The organism is Pseudomonas karstica (assembly GCF_009707515.1).
Taxonomy (GTDB): domain Bacteria; phylum Pseudomonadota; class Gammaproteobacteria; order Pseudomonadales; family Pseudomonadaceae; genus Aquipseudomonas; species Aquipseudomonas karstica.
Window position 1 is genome coordinate 65008 of the sequence record NZ_WLYI01000022.1, and the last position, 19525, is coordinate 84532.

A 19525-nucleotide genomic window follows, 5' to 3' on the forward strand; every position below is an offset into this window, starting at 1 on the left:
ATGAACTATCTGGATTTCTATATTGACGGCGAATGGGTCAAACCTTGTGCCGCTGAAACCCTGGCGGTGATCGATCCGTCCACCGAGTGCGCCATCGCCACGATCAGCCTGGGCTCCCGCGCAGATCTCGACCAGGCGGTGGCGGCGGCAAAGCGCGCATTTGCGTGCTATGGGCAATGGTCGCGCCAGCAGCGTCTGGAATTGCTGGCGGCAATCATCGACGGTTATCGCCAGCACAGCGAGGCCCTGGCTTTGTTGGTACATCAGGAGATGGGTGCACCGCTGTCACTGGCCCGCAGTGCCCACGTTCCGGCGGGCCTGGGGCACCTGCAACGGGCCTTTGATGTCCTGCGCGATTACCCTTTCGACCGACCTCACGGCAGCACCCTGGTGAGTCGCGAACCGATTGGCGTCTGCGGCCTGATCACCCCTTGGAACTGGCCACTGAACCAGCTCACCTGCAAACTCGCACCCGCCCTGGCCGCTGGCTGCACCATGGTGCTCAAGCCCAGCGAGAAAGCGCCGCTGTCAGCGATGCTACTGGCGGATATCCTGCATAAGGCTGGCGTGCCCAAAGGGGTGTTCAACCTGGTCAATGGCGACGGCCCGACCATTGGTGACGGTATCGCCCGTCATCCTGATATCGACATGGTTTCGTTTACCGGCTCCACTGGCGCAGGTATCGCCGTGGCCAAGGCCGCAGCAGACACCGTCAAGCGGGTATCCCAGGAGCTGGGTGGCAAGTCCGCCAACCTGATCCTTGCCGATGCCGATATCGACACCGCCGTACGCCACGGGGTCAGTAGCTGTTTTCGCAACAGCGGGCAGTCCTGTAATGCACCGACCCGGATGTTAATCCCACGAGCGCTGCAAGGCCGGGCGGTGGAGATTGCCAGGGAAGTGGCTGCTCACATCTGTTTCGACGGCAGCAACCCGGACACGGCCATGGGCCCACTGGCCAACCTCGCGCAGTTCGAGCGGGTCCAGGCCTTGATAGGTGCCGCCATGGACCAAGGCGCACGGCAGGTGTGTGGCGGCGTTGGCCGTCCCGATGGGGTGACTCAGGGTTATTACGTCAAGCCAACGGTGTTCGCTGACGTTCACCCGGACATGCCGATTGCCCGGGAAGAAGTATTCGGACCGGTGTTGGTCATCATTCCCTACGACAACGAAGGCCATGCCATCGCTATTGCCAATGACAGCCCCTACGGTCTCTCAGCCTATGTCAGTGCAGGCACCCTGGAGCGCGCCCGCAGTGTGGCCCGTTGTTTGCGCACAGGTATGGTCCACCTCAATGGCAGCAAGGCCGACAACGGCGCGCCATTCGGTGGCTACAAGCAATCGGGCAATGGTCGGGAGTGGGGCGTGCATGGGTTGGAGGAGTATCTGGAATTGAAATCGATGTTCGGTTTTCAGCCGACCGTGTAGCCGAGCCCCTGGGTGCCAGGCGCGTGTGGCCGCCTGGAGCTAACGGTGGCTCGCTTCAACCTTTGTCAGCCTTTCCGGCCGCCGCCGCAAACTTCGCCAAGCCGATATCCAGGCGGCGAGGGCGGCGTCCGTGGTCTTCAGCATTCTCCTTGCGACGGATTGCGTTACGCACCAGCAGTGAGCCCAGATAACGAATCGGCTCAGGCGGGAAATAGCCAAGAGGCCCCTTCAATAGTGGTGATCGGGTCCACTCGTTATCCACTCCAAGCACCATCGAGGACAGAATTTGCCCGCCCATATGGCAGGGGCCGACGCCGCTGCCTGAGTAGCCGAACCCATAGAAAATGTTAGTGCTCTGGTTCAACTGACCGAAGAACGGTAAACCTGTGGCCGAACGGTCTGATGGGCCATTCCAGGAGGACTCGATCGCGACCCCTTTGAAGTCCGGAAAGAACTCAGCCAGGGTACTGCACAGCAGGCTCTCATAGGGCGAAGGCTGGTCGAATACCGGCAGCATGCGGCCACCATACGCGAAGGTGTTTCCACCCTTGCCGAGCATGATCCGACCATCCGGAGTGTTGTGGTAGTAATGCACGAATATCCGTGAGTCGAGGACGGACACACCGGAGGTCAGGCCCATTTTCTTCAGCAGGTCTGGGCGCGGTTCGGTGATGATCATGTCACTGGAGACTATTGCTACGGAGCGCTCGAACTGCGGGAAAGCGCGAGCCATCCAAGCGTTCATGGCCAGCACTACACGGTCTGCCTTGACCCGACCATGGGGCGTTACCACAGTGGCGGGTTTGCCTTCTTCCAACTCTCTCATCGGTGTGCCTTCATAAAGCCGCACACCCAACTCTAGTGCTACCCGACGCATACCACGCACCAGCTTGCCAGGCTGTACGCTAGCCGCCGCCGGTGAAAACCAGCCCTCCAGGTGTTTGTTCGAGCCGGCCATACTCTGCACGTCGACCAATGCGCGTTTGCTGAACGAGTTAATACCGTTACGCTCCAGTGCTGCTATGACCCCGTCAGTTGCACCGACCTGTGCTGGATTACTCGCCGTATAAAGCGTGCCGTCGAGACGGTAATCGGCATCCACCGAGTACTTTTTGCAGAATTCGCCGATGGCATAAATGCTCTGCTCTGAAGCCTTGACCAGACGCACTGCTTCCTCGACCCCGAACAGTCGCTCAAGAGTGAAATACTTTGCCGACCACGACAATGCACAGCCGCCATTGCGCCCGCTGGCACCGGCGCCGCAGATATCAGCTTCAATGATGACCACGTCGATTTCGGGGTTCTGCTCCTTAAGCATGATGGCCGTCCACAAGCCTGTATAACCGCCGCCGACGATACAGACATTGGCTTGAGTGTCCTGTTGCAAGGCTGGGCATGGCCCAGAGGTGTCTTGTGCGAGCGCCCTGTCGAGCCAGTAAGGTCTCATGGAGAGCCTCCGATATATTGGGTTGGAAGAGTCCGGTGGGCGGTATCAGCGTGCAGCGATTACGATCATTTCCACTCGCCAATCCGGGTTGACCAGTTCGGCCAAAGTGCAGGCACGGGTGGGGGCATGTCCCTCAGGGAAGAAGCTATCCCAAGCCCGGTTGAGCCCTTCATAATCATCCCTGTGGGCCAGCAGAATACGTACCGAGAGCACGCGCTTGAGGTCGCTGCGAGCACTGAGCAGCAAGCGCTCGAGATTGACCAGAATCTCGAACGTCTGAGCTTCTATATCGCCCTGGGTGTCCTCGGCGACTTGACCTCCGATGTAAACGGTATTGTCGTGCACAACCATCTCTGAGCGGCGTTGCGCGATTTCAAAACGTTCAATACTCATGGAGCTCTCCAGCTTTTGGGAAGCGTTGAATAGGGTTTTGTGTCAGCGAGGCCTGGCTGCTGGGCTTGTGGGCGGCTATTCCAGTGCGGGATCATCATCGCTGTGGCGATCAGAGCGGAGACGGTGAAGCAGATGAATACCGTCTCGGTATCGAAGTAGCCAGGGAGCAGGCCGCCAAGCACGGCCCCGATCGAGCCGCAACCGTTGACGAAGCCTGTCGCAGTACCGGCGGAGCCCTTGCCGAAGTCGATGGCGGCAGCGCCGCAGATCATCGAGTCGGGTCCATACAGGGTCAGGCCCATCATGAACAACAGGGCGACCACCACCAGCACGCTGCCGGTCTGCAGCGCCGGCACAAACAGCGCCAGGCTGACGGTCAGCGCTAGTAGGCTGATCACGCAGGCAGGGAAGCGGCGGGCGCCGAAAACCTTGTCCGACAGCAAGCCGATCAGGATGGGCCCGGCCAAACCGGCGATCTCGAAGGCGGTGGGTACCACGGCGGAAGCAACTTTGCCGATCTCCGGCATGCGTTCGTAGACCATCACCGGGCCCCAGAGCAGGATGGCATAGCGGGCTGGCTTGAGCATGAAGTAGGCCAGGCCGAGCACCAGTATGGTGCGATTCTTGATGATGGTTTGCAGGCAGAAGACAAAACCTGGGCGCGCTTGGCCATTGCTGGCGTCCTCCGCACTCAATGGCTCGATTGGCGGCAAACCAACATCTTGCGGCGTGTTGCGCTGGAAGATTAAAAACAGAACAGCGACCGCGGCCACCACTGCTGCAGTGGAAATAAACGCCGCTCTCCAATCGCCATAGACCTCATAGGCCAACCAGCCGGCGAAGGGCGAGGCCACCAGGCCGCCGAAGGCGTAGCAGGTGCTCCAAAGCCCGAATACCTGGCCGCGCTCATGGGTGGCGAAGAAGCTGCCGATGTTCTTGCACAGGCCGGACCAGCCGGTGGACTGCGCCAAGCCCTGCACCACCATGCAGGTGGCGAAGATCGGCAGGGTGGCGAAGGTGCCCATGGCGGCAGCGGCGAGGGCCGAGATCAATAGCCCGCCGAAAACCACGATGCGTGGGCCGAAACGGTCGGCGAGGATACCCCAGGTGAACTGGCCAATAGCGTAGGCACCCAGATACAGAGCGTCGAGGTTGGCCATTACGGCCTTTTCCATCATGAAATCGGGGTCGTCGCCGATGCCCAGCTTGGCTACCGAGAAGGCCTTGCGAGTGAAGTAGAAGGCTGCATAGGCCAGCCAGGTGATGGCGAAAATCTGTAAACGCCAACGCTTGCGGCTGCTGATCTTGAAGGGAGATAAGTCGGTCGTATGATTCATGTCACGGCCCTCTGAATTAAATGTGCTTGCAGTTCAATGACTTGCGATTTTTTTTGTAAAAGCACTTCTTGCACCGTTCTGTTGAACGGTCAGATCCAGATGTAACGGGACCCGCGAGCAACTACTTCCTTACTCGCTACGCAGCCAGGTGGTGCCGCCCTGCGACGTCCATGGTTGAGTACTGCGGGATTGGTCTCGTACTACAAATTCTTGAGGTTTGCTGGAGGCGGCGAGAACTTGGCTTTGTTCATGATCATCTCCGGCGTGTGCTGCTGTGCTGGAGGTGATAGAAACAAGTTGCAGGTAATAAATAAAATCGATTTATAGTATATCTAAAATAATCACAGCTTATTTATAGGAAGGAATATGGCCGTTTCCAACGCCCAGCTACGGGCCTTCCATGCGGTCGCGCAGCAGGGAAGTTTTACACGTGCAGCGCAGGACTTGTTTCTCAGTCAGCCGGCTGTTTCCGACCAAGTACGCAAGCTGGAGGAGCAATTCGGCGTGCTGCTGTTCTACCGTACCAAGCGTTCAGTACAGCTCACCGAGCTAGGTGAGCAGTTGCTTGGAATCACCCAACGGCTCTATGCCGTGGCCTCCGAGGCGCAAGAGCTGCTGTCCAGCTCACAGGCGTTACAGGCTGGCAGCCTGACCTTGGCGGTCGACTCTCCGGTGCATGTACTGCCGTTTATTGCTCTGTTCACTGAGCGCTACCCGGCGATTCGCTTCAGTTTGGTGACCGGCAATACCGACGAAGCGCTGTCGCGGCTGTTCGAATACAAGGCCGATTTCGCTGTGCTCGGCCGTCCGATAGAAGATGAACGACTCATCTGTCATGTACTCAGCAGGGCCCCGCTGGTGGCCTTCGTCGGGCCGGCACACCCTTGGGCCACACGGGAGTCTATTGTTTTGGCCGACCTAGATGACACACCGTTGGTACTACGCGAACGGGGCTCGATGACCAGGCAGACGATTGAGGAAGAGATGAAGCGCGTCGGTGCACGCGTGTGTCCGGCCATCGAAGTGGAAGGACGTGAGGCGGTGTTTGATACAGTCGCCGGCGGGCTGGGGGTAGGTATCGTCTCGGCGGCGGAGTTCGGTGGCAATCGCAGCGTGCGAAGCTTGCCAATTGTGGATTGCCAACGGTACATGACCGAGACTCTGGTGTGCCTGCGTACCCAGGGTACGCGCCGGATCATTGAGACCTTTCTCGAGATGGTCCGGTCGAACCAAGGCAGTTGAGTTGCTATCAGGTATCACGAGGTTCTGGTTTTTGCTGACCGTCCGGAGAATGATCGCCAGGATGCTTATTCGTTATTGAGGGGCCTTGCCCCCTGTGCCAAACAGCCTTTTGGCTTCGGCAAAACACTTCTCGGCAATGGCCGAGCGCGGCTCGGTCTTGCGCATCACCAACCCCAGGGGCGCCAGGACACTGGCATCCGGGAGGTTGATGAAGCCCAGGGTCTCAATCGGCTTTTCCCAGCCACCGTCCAGGGGCATGATCGAGCAGCAAAAGCCTTCATGAATCGCCTGGAATAGTTGGTGGGTCGAGTCAGTCTCAAGGATGGGTTGTGGGTCGAGGCCGCGGCTGCGAAAGCTCAGGTCAATGGATTTGCGATAGTGCATGCCGTTGCTGATCATCCCCAAAGGCAGCTGGGCAGCGTCTTCCCAGCTCATTTCGCTGCCTTCGAACTGGAAGTGGCGCGTGTCGTACAGCAAGCCGACACGGGTCTCTCCCAGTTCGAAGAAATCCAGAAGGTGGGAGCTGACATGATCGAGGTAGCAAATGCCTAGATCCAGTTGATTATTGCCCAGGCCTTCGATGATCCGGTCCGAACTCATGGAAGACAGGCTGAACTTGAGCTCGGGAAATGTGTGGGAAAGCCCCTGCACATAATTGATCGGGTTAAAACCACTCAGCGGCACCAGGCCCAGACGTAAGTTACCCACCAGTTGGCCACGGCAGGCAGCGGCCTCGGCGAACAGGCCGTCATGGGCTGCCAGAAGGGTCCGGGCCCATGCCAGGACCCTTTCGCCGGCCTGGGTAAAACCTTCAAAGCGCTGGCCACGGGTGACCAGCTCCAGGCCTAACTCATCCTCCAGGTTGCGCAAGCGCATGGACAAAGTCGGCTGGGTGATATGGCAGCGCGCAGCAGCCTGGCCGAAGTGACGAGTCTGCTCCAGGGCGATCAGGAATTTGAGTTGCTTGATGTCCACACAGGCACCTGCTGACAAAACACGGGGAGTAGGGTGAGCAGACGACCTGGTTGATCTTCTGCTCACCCGCCAATCATAAGGGCTTAGTGCTTGATTGACTCTATCACGGCCTGACCAATCGACCTAAGTGGCGATCGGCTCACCCGCCTTGCGTAACTATTTTCCCAATGAATCGAGAGTGATAAGTCGAAAAAATACCGGTTGACGTGGGTATTTTATGCTGGCTTATATTCGATACGTTATGTATCGAAATTGGTGAAAAAGAGGACTCTATGAATCTATTAGCTAGCGCGTCGCCACCGCAGTACCGAGGCCGCGCCACCCACTTGCGGAGGACGCAGAACAAGTATTTCTCGTTCAAAGCAAAACTCGCGAACCATCTTGGTTCCGACCCAGTCGGGCAGCAAAGCCGTTTCGACATGATGAGTAACGGTGGCGGCGTTGTGATCGACGGTGTAACGCCCTGCGTAGCCGATATAACCGCTGACCATCAAAGACAAAATGTCAGCAGGAATCGCATCTACTCCCGGCTTTTTACCTCCCAACGGCGTTCGGTCATTGCGCATCAGATGGGCCGACATCCAACCATCCGGGGTATAGATTCCAACGCCATAGGGCGTCGAACCCAATGGCATGAGGCACGTGCCGTCCTCCATCTGCACCACATAGTCAATCAGTTGCCAGACACCGATGAAGTTTTCATTTGGCATTGCGACTTTCCTTATATCGATACGGTTTGTATCGAATATAATTATCACGGGAGTCAGTTGAATGACCAGTCCTTTTGATTCCTGGCGCCTCGATGGGCGTACGGCATTTGTCACTGGCGCCGGCGGTGCGATTGGCGAAGCGGTAGCGACTGCTCTTGCGTTGGCAGGGGCGCAGGTGTACTGCGCCGATATACGTGAGAAAGCGGCGCAAATAGTTGCCAGGAAAATAGGCGCAAGGGCGGTCACTCTTGATGTTACTGATCGTTCGGCCGTTATTGCGGCCATCGATAGCGTGGCGGTTGATGGCCTGCATATTGTGTGCAACCTGGCGGGAGTACCTGGGCGGTCGCAACGGGTCGTGGACATAGATGACGATGCGTTCGATGCCATGTTCGCGGCGCATTTCGGTGGTGTCTTATACGGCTGCCAAGCGGCGATTCCCCATCTTCGCAAAGTGGGCGGCGGGGTTATTGTGAATATGAGCTCGGAGGCGATCGACATTGCCCCGGCCGGTATTGCAAGTTACGCCGTCGCCAAAGCCTCCATTTCGATGCTGACCAAGATATTGGCTGCGGAAGTCGCCAGCGATGGGATTCGTGTGAACGCTGTCGCACCAAGCTTCGTTCCCAGCGACCTCAGTCTCGTTCGGTATGCCAATGATCCTGAAGGGCGTGAACGGTATCTCGATTGGTGGCGCGCCAAGTCTCCACTGGGTGAGCTGTGCTCGGTCGACGATGTCGCTGCCCAGGTCCTCTACCTCGCAAGCGATGCGGCGAGTTATGTCACTGGGCAGACGCTTCGCACCAATGGTGGGATGTCGATGCCATGGTGAGTGCCCAGGTTCACCGTCTGGCGCGTTGGCACGAGGCATTGGCTGGCTGGTTCAGTGGGACTGGTCGTAGCAATAGGTTGTTTGCCTCTCATTCGGAGTTCATATGATCAATCAACTTTCTCTCGCTGGCCGGCGCGCCATTGTGACGGGCGCGGGCTCGGGTATTGGGCGAGCGACTGCAACACTCTTCGCGGCAGCAGGTGCCCATGTACTTTGTGTCGATATGGATGGCAAGGCGGTGGACGAGTTGGCGGCGACTATCGGCGGCGAAGCTGCTTGCCTTGACGTCACGGATCGCACCGCCGTGCGCAGTGTGTTCGAAGTCTTTGCCACGCAAGGTGTCGATATCCTCGCAAACATCGCAGGCGTTCCAAGTTCTGGGCAGCGTATCGAGGCGATGAGCGTATCGGCGTTTGAGCGCATTTTTGCAGTCAATTTCAAGGGCACGCTCTACTGCACACAGGCGGTACTGCCAGCGATGTCCGCGGCCAGGCGTGGTGCGATTATCAACATGGTGTCCTCGGCCATCGACTTGGCTATTCCAACCAATGCCAGCTACTCAATATCCAAAGCAGCCATTGCGATGCTGACTAAGGTGCTTGCCAATGAGGTTGGTGCTGACGGCATTCGCGTAAATGCCGTCGCACCCGGATTCGTGCCGACGGCTTTGTCGATGGAGGCGGCTGGAACGGGGCAGGGCGACCAGGCCGCTTATCTTGAACATTGGATCAAGCGTGCGCCATTGGGCCGTGTCGGCACACCCGAAGATATAGCGCATCAGTGCCTCTATCTTGCATCCGATAAGGCCAATTTCGTGACCGGACAAATTCTTCGTCCCAATGGCGGTATGACCATGCCGTGGTGAGTTGACGGCAAAATCACAATACGATACGTTGTGTATCATAATAACAATGGAGTAAGCACAATGCGACTGGGTTCAATCAATGGCCGGGCGTGGTTGGTGACAATCGATGGGCGCGGTGTCGATATTGCAACCTCTTCGGCAGGCCAGTTCTCTGCCGATCCACACCTGTTGTTCGAATGCTGGGAGGCTCTGCGTCATTGGGCACAGGGCCTGCCTGATGACATCTATGTACCCATAAACCCAGAGGCTCTTGAATTGCCGGTGAGGCATCCCCGGCAGGTTTTTGCCATTGCTGCCAACTACCGTGCGCATGCAGCTGAAGCAGGCGTTGCTCCACCCGAGCAGCCGCTGATCTTTACAAAGTTTGCCAGTTGCCTCACCGGTCCGTGTGACCCAATCGCCATCCGCCACGAGCGGGTCGACTGGGAAGTCGAACTGGTGGTCGTCATGGGGCGCGCTGCACGCAACGTTCTGGCCGCTGACGCCTGGAGCTATGTCGCCGGCCTTTCAGTTGGGCAGGACATTTCGGAGCGTCAGCTACAACGTCTTGGGCCGATGCCACAGTTTTCGATGAGCAAGTCGCTCCCGGGGTTCGGGCCGGTGGGTCCTGTCATTGTTACCCCCGACGAGTTCGAAGACCCCAATGATCTTGCACTCGGTTGTGCGGTCAACGGCGTGACGATGCAGGCATCACGCACGAGTGACTTCATTTTCTCGGTCGCGCAATTGATCGAGTACATCTCGCATCTGGTACCCCTCTACCCAGGGGACTTGATTTTCACTGGAACCCCGGAGGGGGTCGGTGCCACACGCAAACCACCGATTTTCCTGAAGCCTGGGGACACTCTGAGTAGCTGGGTCGAAGGTATTGGGACGCTCAACAACCCCGTTATCCAGGAGCAAATTGTATGAAGGCTGCGCGTATTTCGCTTGATCGGACAATCGAAGTGGTCGAGATTCAAGAGCCCGCGACGCAACCTGGTACGGTCAAGGTGAGGGTCGAAAGATGCGGTATTTGTGGAACCGATCTGGTAGCCCGTACCAGCCTGAATCCGCGCTGGGCAGTGGGTAGTGTGCTGGGGCATGAAATTGTCGGCACGGTTGCTGAAGTAGGCGAGGGGGTGACAGGCTGGCAGGAGGGCACGCCTGTTGCGCTCTACCATGGCAGCCCATGTGGGGGCTGTGAGATGTGCATTGCAGGCCGCGATTACTTGTGTCTTGACCACCTCGATTCCGCGCTCGGCCATGGCGTCGCTCAGGGCGGTTATGCGCAATACATCGTTGTCAGCCCAACATTGCTGCATCGAATTCCTCCAGGCCTGAGTTTCGACCAGGCGGGCATTGCCGAGCCACTGGCGATCGCCTTTCATGGGGTTAACAAATCCGCTGCCAAACCAGGCGATGCTATCTGCATTCTCGGCGCTGGGCCGATTGGGGCAATGACTGCCGCCGCGCTCAAAGCCCGCGGCATGATCAATATCGTTTTTGTGGACCCTAACCCCGCGAGGCGCAGCCTGATGGAAAAGTCGGGCTATCGCACGGTTGACCTGCGTCAGGTTAATGAAGTTGGCGTTGCAGCCTTGGGTGAGCGGCGCCCGATGGTCATCTTTGAATGTTCGGGCCATGTCGACGCCATGGGGCTAGCTGTCGAGCTGATTGCCTATACCGGGCGGATTGTTTTGCAGGGTGTGCCCAAGGCGTCTGTTGTCATTTCCCAATATTCGGTTGTGCAAAAAGAAGTGGAGATCGTCGGCTCGGCCAGCTGTACCCAGGAGGAGTTGGAGGAGGCAATCGAGCACCTCGCTGCCGGCCGTATTCGAGCCGAAGAAATCGTGACAGCAATTGTTCCTCTTGACCAGGCCGATGCGATGTTCGATGCGCTGCTTGATCCTCAGGGCGCACAACTCAAGGTACTGCTTGCTCCCAATATTGGCGTGAACTGAGGAAGAGAATCATGGGCATTGTAGAACTTGGCCATACCGGAATTTACGTTGAAGACCTTGAGGTTATGCGTGATTTCTATACGCGGGTGCTTGGCCTCATTCTCACCGATGAGGCAATTGAACTGGGTGCGATTTTCCTCTCGTCGCGTCCCGATGTTGAGCATCATGAGATCGTGCTTGCAAAGGGGCGTACTGCTCCGCGCGGTACAAAGTTGATCAACCAGATTTCGTGGCGTGTGAAAGACTTGCCATCGCTGCAGTTACTCTATCGAGGCCTGTTGGAATACGGGTCGCCGATCAGCATGGTCATCACCCACGGCAATGCGATAGGTGTCTACTTTTCCGACCCCGAAGGAAATCCTATGGAGATCTATTGGCAAACCGGGATAGATGTCCCCCAACCTTTCGGCAAGCCGATCAATCTCGACGCATCGCCCCAAGCGATTCTCGCAGAGAATGAACGATTGATTGCCATCGCCGGCCAGACGAATTAGGTGCACTGCGATGACTACTACCTTAGCGTGCGATCAAGTGACTGCCTCCCGCCTGCCAAATTCTGCCCGGGCCTGGGCTCTGTATGAAGGCGTGCGCACACCCTATGTCATCCTTATAAAAGTCTATATTTTCATCCCTTATTTCGCGACGGTATTGGTTGGGGATCCTGTCAAAGGTCAGGAGGTCGTCGCGAAGCTCATCATGGCCTACGGTCTCTTCGGGGCTCTAACAGCCCCTTTGCTCGGTGCCATTATGGATCGAGCTGGCCGGCGCAAGCCGATGCTCGCGGTGATTACGTCTGCATTGGCGCTGTGTTGTGCGAGCCTGTGGTGGGCGACTCCAGACGGTCTTGGTTTTGGCATGACCTGTGCGATCATCTTCCTGGCTGCGGTTTTGTTCTCCTACAGTGAAGTGCTTCATAATTCACTGCTCCCTTTTGCCTCACCATCGACGCGGATCTCGGCAACATCAGGGTTGGGGCTCGCATTGGGCAGTGCTATCTCGGTTGCTTTGCTCGCCTTCGTGCTCTGGGCCTTTGCCTTGCCCGTCAAGATGTCGGCAGCATGGTTGCCTGGGGTTCCGCTCTTTGGGCTGTCGGCCGCCACGCATGAGACTGAGCGAATAGTCGGTCCCATCGTCGCGGTGGTAATGGCTTTGGGAGTCCTGCCGTTATTTCTGTTTGGGCACGATGCACCGCTTGGCGTTGGAACCAGGCTCAGCGAAGGGTTCGCCCAGCTTAAGGCCACACTGAAAACGCTGACCAACCACCGGCCAATGGCGATTTTCCTATTCTCGCGAATGATCTATGCGGATGGGCTGACGGCGATCCTGCTTTTTACTGGGGTCTATGCCGCTGGGGTTATGCAATGGAAAGCCCTTGAACTCACGACGCTGGGGATACTCGTCAGTTGCTTCCTGGCTATTGGTGGCCTTGTCGGTGGACGACTTGACCGGATGCTCGGGATTCGCCGGGCAATCCAGGTTGAATTGGCAATCGTTATTATCGGACAGGTCATGCTCATCGGCATGGCGCCGGACAGGTTTCTCTATTTTCCCTATGAGGGCGGTCCTGTATGGGATGGACCAATGTTCACCACGCTTCCCGAGATTGCCTTCGTCGCGATAGGGTGCTTGAACGCGATCGGTACTTGCGCTTGTTATGCGTCTAGCCGATCAATGCTTGCCAACCTCGCCACCCCCGCAACTATTGGCAGTTGGTTTGGGCTTTATGCACTGTCTGGAACAGTGACGATATGGTTGGGCTCTGCTTTAGTAGGTGTTGTGACCGCATGGGGTGGAACACAACAGATTGGTTTTGTGGCGCTGGTGGCATTGTTGTTGATCGGATTTGTAGGGATGTACTTTGTTGAGAAAAATAAATGCCAATAGAGTAATTAAGTCGTCCTCGCCCCTGTCTTTATAGATTCGAGTGGTTGCCGTGTTGCCAGTACTTGCACGGTTGGCCTGATGGCGGGGGCGTGTGCGTCAATAAGTATTCTTGCTGGGTACTTATCTCTTTAGGGTATTCAAGTGGTTGGCGGGCTTTGAGTTGCTTGTTGTTGCGAGCTGTGAAGTGATGCGCTCTGCTATTGGTTTTAAGTAAATAAAGACATGGTTTATCCAACGATTAATAAAAATAAAATGACGTGGGGATTCGTGTTATGGCAATGAAAGTAAACGCAGTTGTTGCAAGTTCTACGATAAGTTTGTTGCTCTTGCTTCCATCGATTGCATACTGTGCAAATGGTCCTTCACTGGGTGGCTCGGATATTCGAACGGCTTACCTTCCCAGTAAACCGGGGTTTTATGGCGGCATCGCAACACAGAGGTCTTCTACCCATGCTTCCCATGGCAATGATGGTAAAGAAAAACCACAAGCAAGCGTAAACGCCTACGCCTTGGCGACTTACCTTTCCGTGCAATACGTATACCCGCAACAGTGGCTGGGCGGCACCATTGCTTCGGGAGTACGGCTTGGCTACAACGTGGCCGGAAACTTTGAATTGAACGGTGATCAGCAAAGCTTTACGGGAATGATAGATCCTTACCTGGATATTATAAAATGGAGTAAAAACTTTGGGGTGATTGGCGCGACTGGCAATGAGGTTCAAGGCAGTCCATTGCCTTATGGTCTAACTGCCCAGGTTGCCTACTCGATGATTTTCGGTCTCGGTGATTACGATCAGCATAAAAACCTTACGCCTGGCAGAGGAACCCATTATGCGATTCCTGGCATGGCCGTAAGTTACTTGACCCAGCCTGGCTTTTTGGGTGACGGCATTGAGTACTCGGCAAGAGTGCAAGCGGGTTATGCTTTTAAAAATAGGCATACGTCATATGAAAGTGGCACGGTTTGGAGTTTTGACACTGCCGCAAGTATTCGTAATGGTCGTTGGCAGTATGGGCTGACAGCATTTATGAATTATCAGTTCGACGATGACAAAATGGAGGGGCGCACTGTCGGGAAACATGGGAGCAGGCTGCGGGAAATACGCGGAGGGCCTGTGGTCGCCTACGCAATTCCTGGAACACCTTCTACGGTAAAATTTAAGTTTAGTGCGCCCATTCAAGCGCGAAATACACTCTCGGTGACCGAGTTTTTAATTACATTAGGCTTTCCTCTTTGAGCCTTCGTCAATCAGTAGAAGCTTGATGGCGGCTCACATGCTGGGTTCTGCATCTGTTGGTCGGTGCGCACTATTGGCGGTTGTTATAAAACAAGTCTTGTTATGACTGTCCTGATAACGTCCGGGTCCAGTTTTCGTCGAGTCACCGAGGCAGTCCATGCAAGCGAGGATAGGATGACGAGGATCTCCTCCAAATCAATATGAGGAGGAGGTTCGGATATTATTCCGGTCGTTGTGAGTGCGTTATGTACGTGAACGCGCCGCTCGCTCACTCCCGCCAGCAGTCGCTCGTAAACATTGGGTTTCGCATTGCACTCACTTATCAAAAAGCCAATGGCAGGAGCAATGCGAGGGTCGGAATAAGACCGTTCCATGGACTGGACGAATTCCAGAAGATATTCGACGGGATCTTCAGAATGAGGCAGGGCATCGAATTTGAAGTTAGCATTAATTGCGTCTGCGAGCGCTTCTGCGGGGCTTGGGTAACGCCGATAGAACGTAGCCCGACTAATTCCTGCACGGGAACAAATTTCATTGACCGTTACGCCAGAAAACCCCTTCTCTGAAATGACATCGAGGGTTTCATTGAGTATCCGCTGATCCACCTCGGTTGAACGAGGGCGCCCAGCCTGGACTCTTGAAACAGGGTTTTCAAGAGGGGCTTTTGCTGTGTTTGGAGGGTCATTTCTAGGCATGTCGGCGATTGTGGCCCATAGCGAGGGCGAATAAAAGAGGCGATACAAATCTAGGCATGGGATAGAGGTCTCGTACAGTGGCTTCTGCAGAAGGCGGGCTTAAAGGTTTTTACACGGAGCCGGGATCACCCTAGACCCACGGTTATGAAAGAAATATGAAAACCCGAAAACAAAAAGCCGGTTTTTTATTTCACTCTTCCCAGTGCTACAGTCACGTTTTAAGCGGAGGGATCACATGCGAACTTTAATTGCGACTGTAGCCTTGGTAGCGCTTGCCGGTTGTGCGTCATCTGAAGAAAGTACTGTCCAGCCTAACCAGCCAGCCTCAGATACTCCCGAGTGCGAAACGTACAGGGCCATGATGACAGCGCCGATGGCGCCAAGGGCTCATGAGCAACTGAAGCTGGCTTGCGAGAACTCCCGTTCGGCGAACAACTCGGTAAAGGACAAGGTGCACTAATAGTTCATCCTTGCGCCGCCTGAACAGCCGGCTTATGGACTCCCGAAGCGAGATGTCGCCTAAAGGTCAGGGTGCTCAACGCACTGAACGAAACGCCGCGCGCAGTTCCTTGGCGAACAGTTCAGGTTGTTCCCAGGCTGCGAAGTGGCCACCCTTATCGACTTCATTGAAATAGACCAGGTTGGGGTAAGCGCGCTCGGTCCAGGTTTTCGGGGCCTGGTAGATTTCGCCGGGGAACACGGTGACTGCCACAGGGATCTTGATCTCGCGGGTCTTTTGCTCGACGGAGTTGAAGTTGTTGGTATTGTTTTCCCAGTACAGGCGTGCCGATGAAATCGCGCTGTTAGTCAGCCAGTACAGCGAAATGCCGTCGAGCATCTCATCCTTGGTCAGGGATTTTTCTGCATCGCCGCCGCTGTAGGTCCACTGGTTGAATTTATCGAACATCCACGCGGCAAGGCCGGCCGGCGAGTCGCTCAGGCCATAACCAACGGTTTGCGGGCGGGTGACCATCATCGCGCCGTAGGCGGCGTTTTTCCCAAAAAAGGTGCTCAGGGAATCGAACGCGGCTTTTTCCTTAGGCGAAAGACCGGCGGGAGGTGGTGTGCCATCGTTGATCGCTTTGGCGACGTCGGCGGGCACGGTCGGCGGCATGTTCACGTGGATGCCCAGCAAGCCCTTGGGTGCCTGGCGGCCCATGGCGTCGGCAACCACCGAGCCCCAGTCGCCTCCCTGTGACACATAGCGGGTGTAACCCAGGCGCTTCATCAGCACATCCCAGGCCAGGCCGATACGATCAGGCCCCCAACCGGTGGTGGTCGGGCGCTGCGAAAAGCCATAGCCAGGCATCGAGGGAATAATCACGTCGAAGGCGTCTTCAGCAACACCGCCGTGGGTCGTCGGGTCGGTAAGTGGACCGATGGCCTTGGTCAGCTCGAGGATTGAACCCGGCCAGCCGTGGGTCAGTAACAACGGCATTGCGTTCGGGTGCTTGGATTTGACGTGGATGAACTGGATGTCGAGGCCGTCGATCTGGGTGACGTACATCGGCAGTGCGTTGAGCTTGGTTTCGACTTTGCGCCAATCGTACTGGGTGCCCCAGTACTTCACCAGTTCTTGCAGTTTGGCCAGTTGTACGCCCTGGGACTGGTCATTGACCGTCTCGCGATCCGGCCAGCGGGTGGCTAGCACGCGACGGCGCAAATCCACCACGGCCGCCTCTGGAATATGCACGTTGAAGGGCCGAATAGCCTCGCTTTTCCCGGCAGTCGCAGTAACACCGGCAACCGGGTTGTTCTGCGCGTAAATGGGGGCTGCGAGCAAGGCCAGCGCAAGGGCGCCGGCAGTCGTTGAAACGGCTATCAAGGTGCGCCGCACAGGCGCTGAAAATACCGCAGACATTGTTTTTCTCCTTGTGTGGTTTTGGCAGGCGTATGCAATCGCATAACGCCCATACATCAAAACAAACCGGGAAAAACTCAACAATTGCACGATGGTATCGATCGTTTCTAGCCGTACTCATCTCTTCGGCTTATACCTTAACGCCGGGCACCGGCAGCCGCGCGCAGCCGTGTCACTTTGTTGACCAGGTCTGGCAGCGATGTGGCTTTCATCTTGCGCATTACCTTGCCGCGGTGGGCCTTCACCGTGATTTCACTGATGTGCAGTTCGACGCCAATGTGTTTATTCAACAAGCCCGCCACAACCAGGCCCATGACTTCGTGTTCGCGCCGGGTCAACGTCGCCTGGGAGGCGCGCAAAACTTGCAGTTCAGCATCGTGGTCCAAGGTACTGTGGCTGCGCTGGATGGCGTGTTCGATAACACTAAGCAGCACGTCTTCACCGAACGGCTTGACCAGGAAGTCGAACGCCCCGGCCTTCATCGCTTGCACGCTGCGGGGAACATCGCCGCAGCCGGTGATGAAGATGATCGGCATGTCGGCACGGTCGGCGGCGATCCGTAATTGCAGGTCCAGGCCGCTGAGGTCCGGGAGGTTGAGGTCCAGAAGCAGGCAACTGGGCGACCGAGGACGAGGATGGTCGAGGAACGACTGGGCACTGGCGAAGGTTTCCGGGCGCCAGCCGGCACAACTGATCAGTGCTTCCAAAGACTCGCGTATCGAAATATCGTCGTCGACCACGAACACATACGGAATATCGTTCGACACAGTGCTCACCTCAATCGGTTCAAGAAGGCTCGCGCGACGCCTGTATGTCCTTGGCGGTCATGGAGCAGAATGCGGAACGGATGCTCATGAGTCCTTAAGAGCGGCATGCATGGCCATCGACAGATCGCCGTCGCTGAACGGTTTGGTCAAACACTGGACTCTGCTGATCAATGGCAAGTGTAGGCGCTGACGGTCGGCGTACGCGGTGATGAAGATGATCGGCATTTCACGGCGACGCAAGATCAGCTCCTGCTGCAACTGCGGCCCCGACATGCCCGGCATCACCATATCGAGGATCAGGCACTTGGTCTCGTCCAGGCAGTCGGAGGCGAGAAAGGCTTCGGCCGAAGCAAAGGCCTCGACGTCATAGCCAAACTCGCGCAGCAGGTCTGGCAAGGATTCGCGCACCGACTCGTCGTTATCGATCACAGATACCAGCACACGCGGGGTCATGGTTCAGACCTCATCAAGTGATCCATGCAGGCAAGCGTCGACACACAATCAAGCCGCCGTGTGCCAAGTGATGAAGCACTCAAACCAGTGTGATCTCGACGTGGATATTGCCCCGGGATAACTTCGAGTAAGGGCATGTCTGATGGGCTGCATCCACCAGTGCCTGACCGGTCTCGCGGTCAAGGCCTGGAATGCTGACGTTCAAGCGCGCTTGTAGGAAGTAGGCGCCGTCGACATTGCACAGGTCGACCTCGGTATCGATGGCGGTCTTTTCCGGCAGTTTGACTTTCATCGAGCGTGCAGCGAGTTGCATCGCCCCTTCGAAACACGCTGACCAGCCTGCCGCGAACAGTTGCTCGGGGTTGGTGCCGGGCCGCGCAGAGCCGGGCGCCGAATGTTGGATATCGAGATGGTTGTCATCACTGCGCGAACGACCATCACGGGCGCCTGTGGTGTGGACTTTACCGGTGTAGAGCACTTTATCGGCGGTCACGGGCATAGGCATGGCAGAACTCCTGAACAATAATGGGAGCGGTCATCAAACCAGAAGCAGCGCGTGGCTTCTATAACACCATCGTGTTGGTTTAACGCTGGAAAACCTGAAGTGTTCCAGCCTGGGTTCCAGGGTTCAACGATTGATGTTGTAGCGAGAACCTGGGGTATTACTGGACAACTGCGTCGACAAGTTGTGGCGTGCGGCTTCATAGGCTTGCCAGGCCTCGAGAGCGTGCAGCGAAGGAATAGAGATCAGTTCGCCGCCATCGAAATCACACAATGCGGCGTCGACCAGATTGCTGACGGACATCACAATGGCAGGGTCCAGATGTTCTACGGGCAGGCCACCAATGGCCCAGAAGTCTGTGGCGGTGGCGCCCGGCAAGACAGCCTGGACGCGCACGCCCTTGTCGGCAAGCTCACTATGGAGCGAGTGGCTGAACGCAGTGACAAAAGCTTTGCTCGCGCCGTACACCCCATTGAGGATTTCCGGCGAGATGCTGACGATGGACGAAATGTTGATGATCGCGCCTTGGCCTCGCGCGATGAAGCCGGGCACTGCGGCGTAGGTCAGCCGGGTAGGCGCAGTGACGTTCAGTGCGATCATCCGCGTCATTTGGTCTACATCGCTGTCAAGCAGCGCGGTGTGGGTGCCAACGCCTGCGTTGTTGAGCAGCAAGGTAATACTGGCGTCTTCCCTTAGTTTACGTTCGACATTGGCTAGGGAAGCAGGGTCGTTAAGGTCGGCAACCAGTACTTCGACAGTACGCCCGCTTTCATCAGTGATGCGTTTGGCCAATTCATTAAGCCGCTCTCGGTTGCGCGCCACCAGGATAAGGTTGTAGCCACGGTGGGCGAGTCGATTGGCATACACGGCGCCGATGCCGGACGAGGCGCCAGTGATCAAAGCGGTACCTTGATGATTGTTTGTCATTTCGTTCTCTGGAGTGGTTGCGGTAT

20 protein-coding genes are annotated in these 19525 nt (G+C 56.6%); 9 read left to right on the forward strand and 11 right to left on the reverse strand.

Features of this window, described 5'->3' with window-relative positions:
• Entirely contained in the window at window positions 1-1428 is a 1428-nt protein-coding gene (locus GIR22_RS16615) for an aldehyde dehydrogenase family protein (RefSeq protein ID WP_154744391.1), read from the forward strand.
• A 55-nt stretch (window positions 1429-1483) separates the two neighbouring features.
• Here GIR22_RS16615 and GIR22_RS16620 read toward each other — a convergent pair whose 3' ends face one another.
• The 3 genes from GIR22_RS16620 to GIR22_RS16630 are packed head-to-tail and all read right to left on the reverse strand — an operon-like array spanning window position 1484 to window position 4605.
• Window positions 1484-2875: an FAD-dependent oxidoreductase gene (locus GIR22_RS16620; RefSeq protein WP_154744392.1), complete on the reverse strand. Its 1392-nt coding sequence runs from the start codon at window positions 2873-2875 to the stop codon at window positions 1484-1486.
• A 45-nt stretch (window positions 2876-2920) separates the two neighbouring features.
• Window positions 2921-3268, reverse strand: coding sequence for a RidA family protein (locus GIR22_RS16625; RefSeq protein ID WP_154744393.1), 348 nt, complete (start codon window positions 3266-3268; stop codon window positions 2921-2923).
• Complete coding sequence (locus tag GIR22_RS16630) at window positions 3265-4605, reverse strand: MFS transporter (protein WP_154744394.1); 1341 nt, start codon at window positions 4603-4605, stop codon at window positions 3265-3267. The genes GIR22_RS16625 and GIR22_RS16630 overlap by 4 nt, the downstream gene beginning before the upstream one ends.
• Before the next feature lie 366 nt (window positions 4606-4971).
• Between GIR22_RS16630 and GIR22_RS16635 the strand changes: the two genes are divergently transcribed.
• Window positions 4972-5847: a LysR substrate-binding domain-containing protein gene (locus tag GIR22_RS16635; RefSeq protein WP_154744395.1), complete on the forward strand. Its 876-nt coding sequence runs from the start codon at window positions 4972-4974 to the stop codon at window positions 5845-5847.
• 72 nt (window positions 5848-5919) lie between these two features.
• Here the strand turns inward: GIR22_RS16635 and GIR22_RS16640 are convergent, their stop codons facing one another.
• Both GIR22_RS16640 and GIR22_RS16645 read right to left on the reverse strand, forming a co-directional pair.
• Window positions 5920-6822, reverse strand: coding sequence for a LysR substrate-binding domain-containing protein (locus GIR22_RS16640; RefSeq protein WP_178122315.1), 903 nt, complete (start codon window positions 6820-6822; stop codon window positions 5920-5922).
• Between the two features lie 281 nt (window positions 6823-7103).
• Complete coding sequence (locus tag GIR22_RS16645) at window positions 7104-7532, reverse strand: lipocalin-like domain-containing protein (protein WP_154744397.1); 429 nt, start codon at window positions 7530-7532, stop codon at window positions 7104-7106.
• 61 nt (window positions 7533-7593) lie between these two features.
• Between GIR22_RS16645 and GIR22_RS16650 the strand changes: the two genes are divergently transcribed.
• From GIR22_RS16650 to GIR22_RS16680, 7 genes are all read left to right on the forward strand, one after another.
• Window positions 7594-8364 (forward strand): SDR family NAD(P)-dependent oxidoreductase, encoded by a 771-nt coding sequence (locus GIR22_RS16650; protein WP_154744398.1) that lies wholly within the window; start codon window positions 7594-7596, stop codon window positions 8362-8364.
• A gap of 103 nt (window positions 8365-8467) precedes the next feature.
• A complete protein-coding gene (locus GIR22_RS16655) occupies window positions 8468-9229 on the forward strand; it encodes an SDR family NAD(P)-dependent oxidoreductase (RefSeq protein WP_154744399.1) in 762 nt (253 codons plus the stop codon).
• Window positions 9230-9289: 60 nt separating this feature from the next.
• Window positions 9290-10141: a fumarylacetoacetate hydrolase family protein gene (locus GIR22_RS16660; RefSeq protein ID WP_154744400.1), complete on the forward strand. Its 852-nt coding sequence runs from the start codon at window positions 9290-9292 to the stop codon at window positions 10139-10141.
• Window positions 10138-11172: a zinc-dependent alcohol dehydrogenase gene (locus tag GIR22_RS16665; RefSeq protein WP_154744401.1), complete on the forward strand. Its 1035-nt coding sequence runs from the start codon at window positions 10138-10140 to the stop codon at window positions 11170-11172. The genes GIR22_RS16660 and GIR22_RS16665 overlap by 4 nt, the downstream gene beginning before the upstream one ends.
• An 11-nt stretch (window positions 11173-11183) precedes the next feature.
• On the forward strand, window positions 11184-11666 hold the full coding sequence (locus GIR22_RS16670) for a VOC family protein (protein ID WP_154744402.1): 483 nt from the start codon (window positions 11184-11186) through the stop codon (window positions 11664-11666).
• A 10-nt stretch (window positions 11667-11676) separates the two neighbouring features.
• Complete coding sequence (locus GIR22_RS16675) at window positions 11677-13056, forward strand: MFS transporter (protein WP_154744403.1); 1380 nt, start codon at window positions 11677-11679, stop codon at window positions 13054-13056.
• 272 nt (window positions 13057-13328) lie between these two features.
• Window positions 13329-14294 (forward strand): transporter, encoded by a 966-nt coding sequence (locus GIR22_RS16680; protein ID WP_154744404.1) that lies wholly within the window; start codon window positions 13329-13331, stop codon window positions 14292-14294.
• Between the two features lie 83 nt (window positions 14295-14377).
• On the opposite strand, the gene GIR22_RS26770 is transcribed toward GIR22_RS16680, so the two are convergent.
• The 6 genes from GIR22_RS26770 to GIR22_RS16710 form a co-directional block, all read right to left on the reverse strand.
• Entirely contained in the window at window positions 14378-14989 is a 612-nt protein-coding gene (locus tag GIR22_RS26770) for a TetR/AcrR family transcriptional regulator (protein ID WP_154744405.1), read from the reverse strand.
• 535 nt (window positions 14990-15524) lie between these two features.
• Window positions 15525-16850: an epoxide hydrolase family protein gene (locus GIR22_RS16690; RefSeq protein WP_154744406.1), complete on the reverse strand. Its 1326-nt coding sequence runs from the start codon at window positions 16848-16850 to the stop codon at window positions 15525-15527.
• A gap of 137 nt (window positions 16851-16987) precedes the next feature.
• Window positions 16988-17617 carry a response regulator gene (locus GIR22_RS16695; protein WP_178122316.1) on the reverse strand — a complete coding sequence of 210 codons (630 nt, stop codon included), beginning with the start codon at window positions 17615-17617 and terminating at the stop codon, window positions 16988-16990.
• 84 nt (window positions 17618-17701) lie between these two features.
• Window positions 17702-18070, reverse strand: coding sequence for a response regulator transcription factor (locus GIR22_RS16700; RefSeq protein ID WP_154744407.1), 369 nt, complete (start codon window positions 18068-18070; stop codon window positions 17702-17704).
• A 79-nt stretch (window positions 18071-18149) separates the two neighbouring features.
• Window positions 18150-18569, reverse strand: a complete 420-nt coding sequence (locus GIR22_RS16705; RefSeq protein ID WP_154744436.1) for an organic hydroperoxide resistance protein — start codon at window positions 18567-18569, stop codon at window positions 18150-18152.
• A 129-nt stretch (window positions 18570-18698) separates the two neighbouring features.
• Entirely contained in the window at window positions 18699-19499 is an 801-nt protein-coding gene (locus tag GIR22_RS16710; RefSeq protein WP_154744408.1) for an SDR family NAD(P)-dependent oxidoreductase, read from the reverse strand.
• Window positions 19500-19525 lie beyond the last annotated feature (26 nt).

What these genes read in the sequence shown, in the direction of transcription:
- GIR22_RS16625 (WP_154744393.1), bottom strand. Translation starts at nt 3,268, where the DNA reads ATGAGTATTGAACGTTTTGAAATCGCGCAACGCCGCTCAGAGATGGTT.
- GIR22_RS16660 (WP_154744400.1), top strand. Translation starts at nt 9,290, where the DNA reads ATGCGACTGGGTTCAATCAATGGCCGGGCGTGGTTGGTGACAATCGAT.
- GIR22_RS16650 (WP_154744398.1), top strand. Translation starts at nt 7,594, where the DNA reads ATGACCAGTCCTTTTGATTCCTGGCGCCTCGATGGGCGTACGGCATTT.
- GIR22_RS16670 (WP_154744402.1), top strand. Translation starts at nt 11,184, where the DNA reads ATGGGCATTGTAGAACTTGGCCATACCGGAATTTACGTTGAAGACCTT.
- GIR22_RS16700 (WP_154744407.1), bottom strand. Translation starts at nt 18,070, where the DNA reads ATGACCCCGCGTGTGCTGGTATCTGTGATCGATAACGACGAGTCGGTG.
- GIR22_RS16635 (WP_154744395.1), top strand. Translation starts at nt 4,972, where the DNA reads ATGGCCGTTTCCAACGCCCAGCTACGGGCCTTCCATGCGGTCGCGCAG.
- GIR22_RS16620 (WP_154744392.1), bottom strand. Translation starts at nt 2,875, where the DNA reads ATGAGACCTTACTGGCTCGACAGGGCGCTCGCACAAGACACCTCTGGG.
- GIR22_RS16690 (WP_154744406.1), bottom strand. Translation starts at nt 16,850, where the DNA reads ATGTCTGCGGTATTTTCAGCGCCTGTGCGGCGCACCTTGATAGCCGTT.
- GIR22_RS16645 (WP_154744397.1), bottom strand. Translation starts at nt 7,532, where the DNA reads ATGCCAAATGAAAACTTCATCGGTGTCTGGCAACTGATTGACTATGTG.
- GIR22_RS16710 (WP_154744408.1), bottom strand. Translation starts at nt 19,499, where the DNA reads ATGACAAACAATCATCAAGGTACCGCTTTGATCACTGGCGCCTCGTCC.
- GIR22_RS16675 (WP_154744403.1), top strand. Translation starts at nt 11,677, where the DNA reads ATGACTACTACCTTAGCGTGCGATCAAGTGACTGCCTCCCGCCTGCCA.
- GIR22_RS16680 (WP_154744404.1), top strand. Translation starts at nt 13,329, where the DNA reads ATGGCAATGAAAGTAAACGCAGTTGTTGCAAGTTCTACGATAAGTTTG.
- GIR22_RS16630 (WP_154744394.1), bottom strand. Translation starts at nt 4,605, where the DNA reads ATGAATCATACGACCGACTTATCTCCCTTCAAGATCAGCAGCCGCAAG.
- GIR22_RS16705 (WP_154744436.1), bottom strand. Translation starts at nt 18,569, where the DNA reads ATGCCCGTGACCGCCGATAAAGTGCTCTACACCGGTAAAGTCCACACC.
- GIR22_RS26770 (WP_154744405.1), bottom strand. Translation starts at nt 14,989, where the DNA reads ATGCCTAGAAATGACCCTCCAAACACAGCAAAAGCCCCTCTTGAAAAC.
- GIR22_RS16655 (WP_154744399.1), top strand. Translation starts at nt 8,468, where the DNA reads ATGATCAATCAACTTTCTCTCGCTGGCCGGCGCGCCATTGTGACGGGC.
- GIR22_RS16615 (WP_154744391.1), top strand. Translation starts at nt 1, where the DNA reads ATGAACTATCTGGATTTCTATATTGACGGCGAATGGGTCAAACCTTGT.
- GIR22_RS16665 (WP_154744401.1), top strand. Translation starts at nt 10,138, where the DNA reads ATGAAGGCTGCGCGTATTTCGCTTGATCGGACAATCGAAGTGGTCGAG.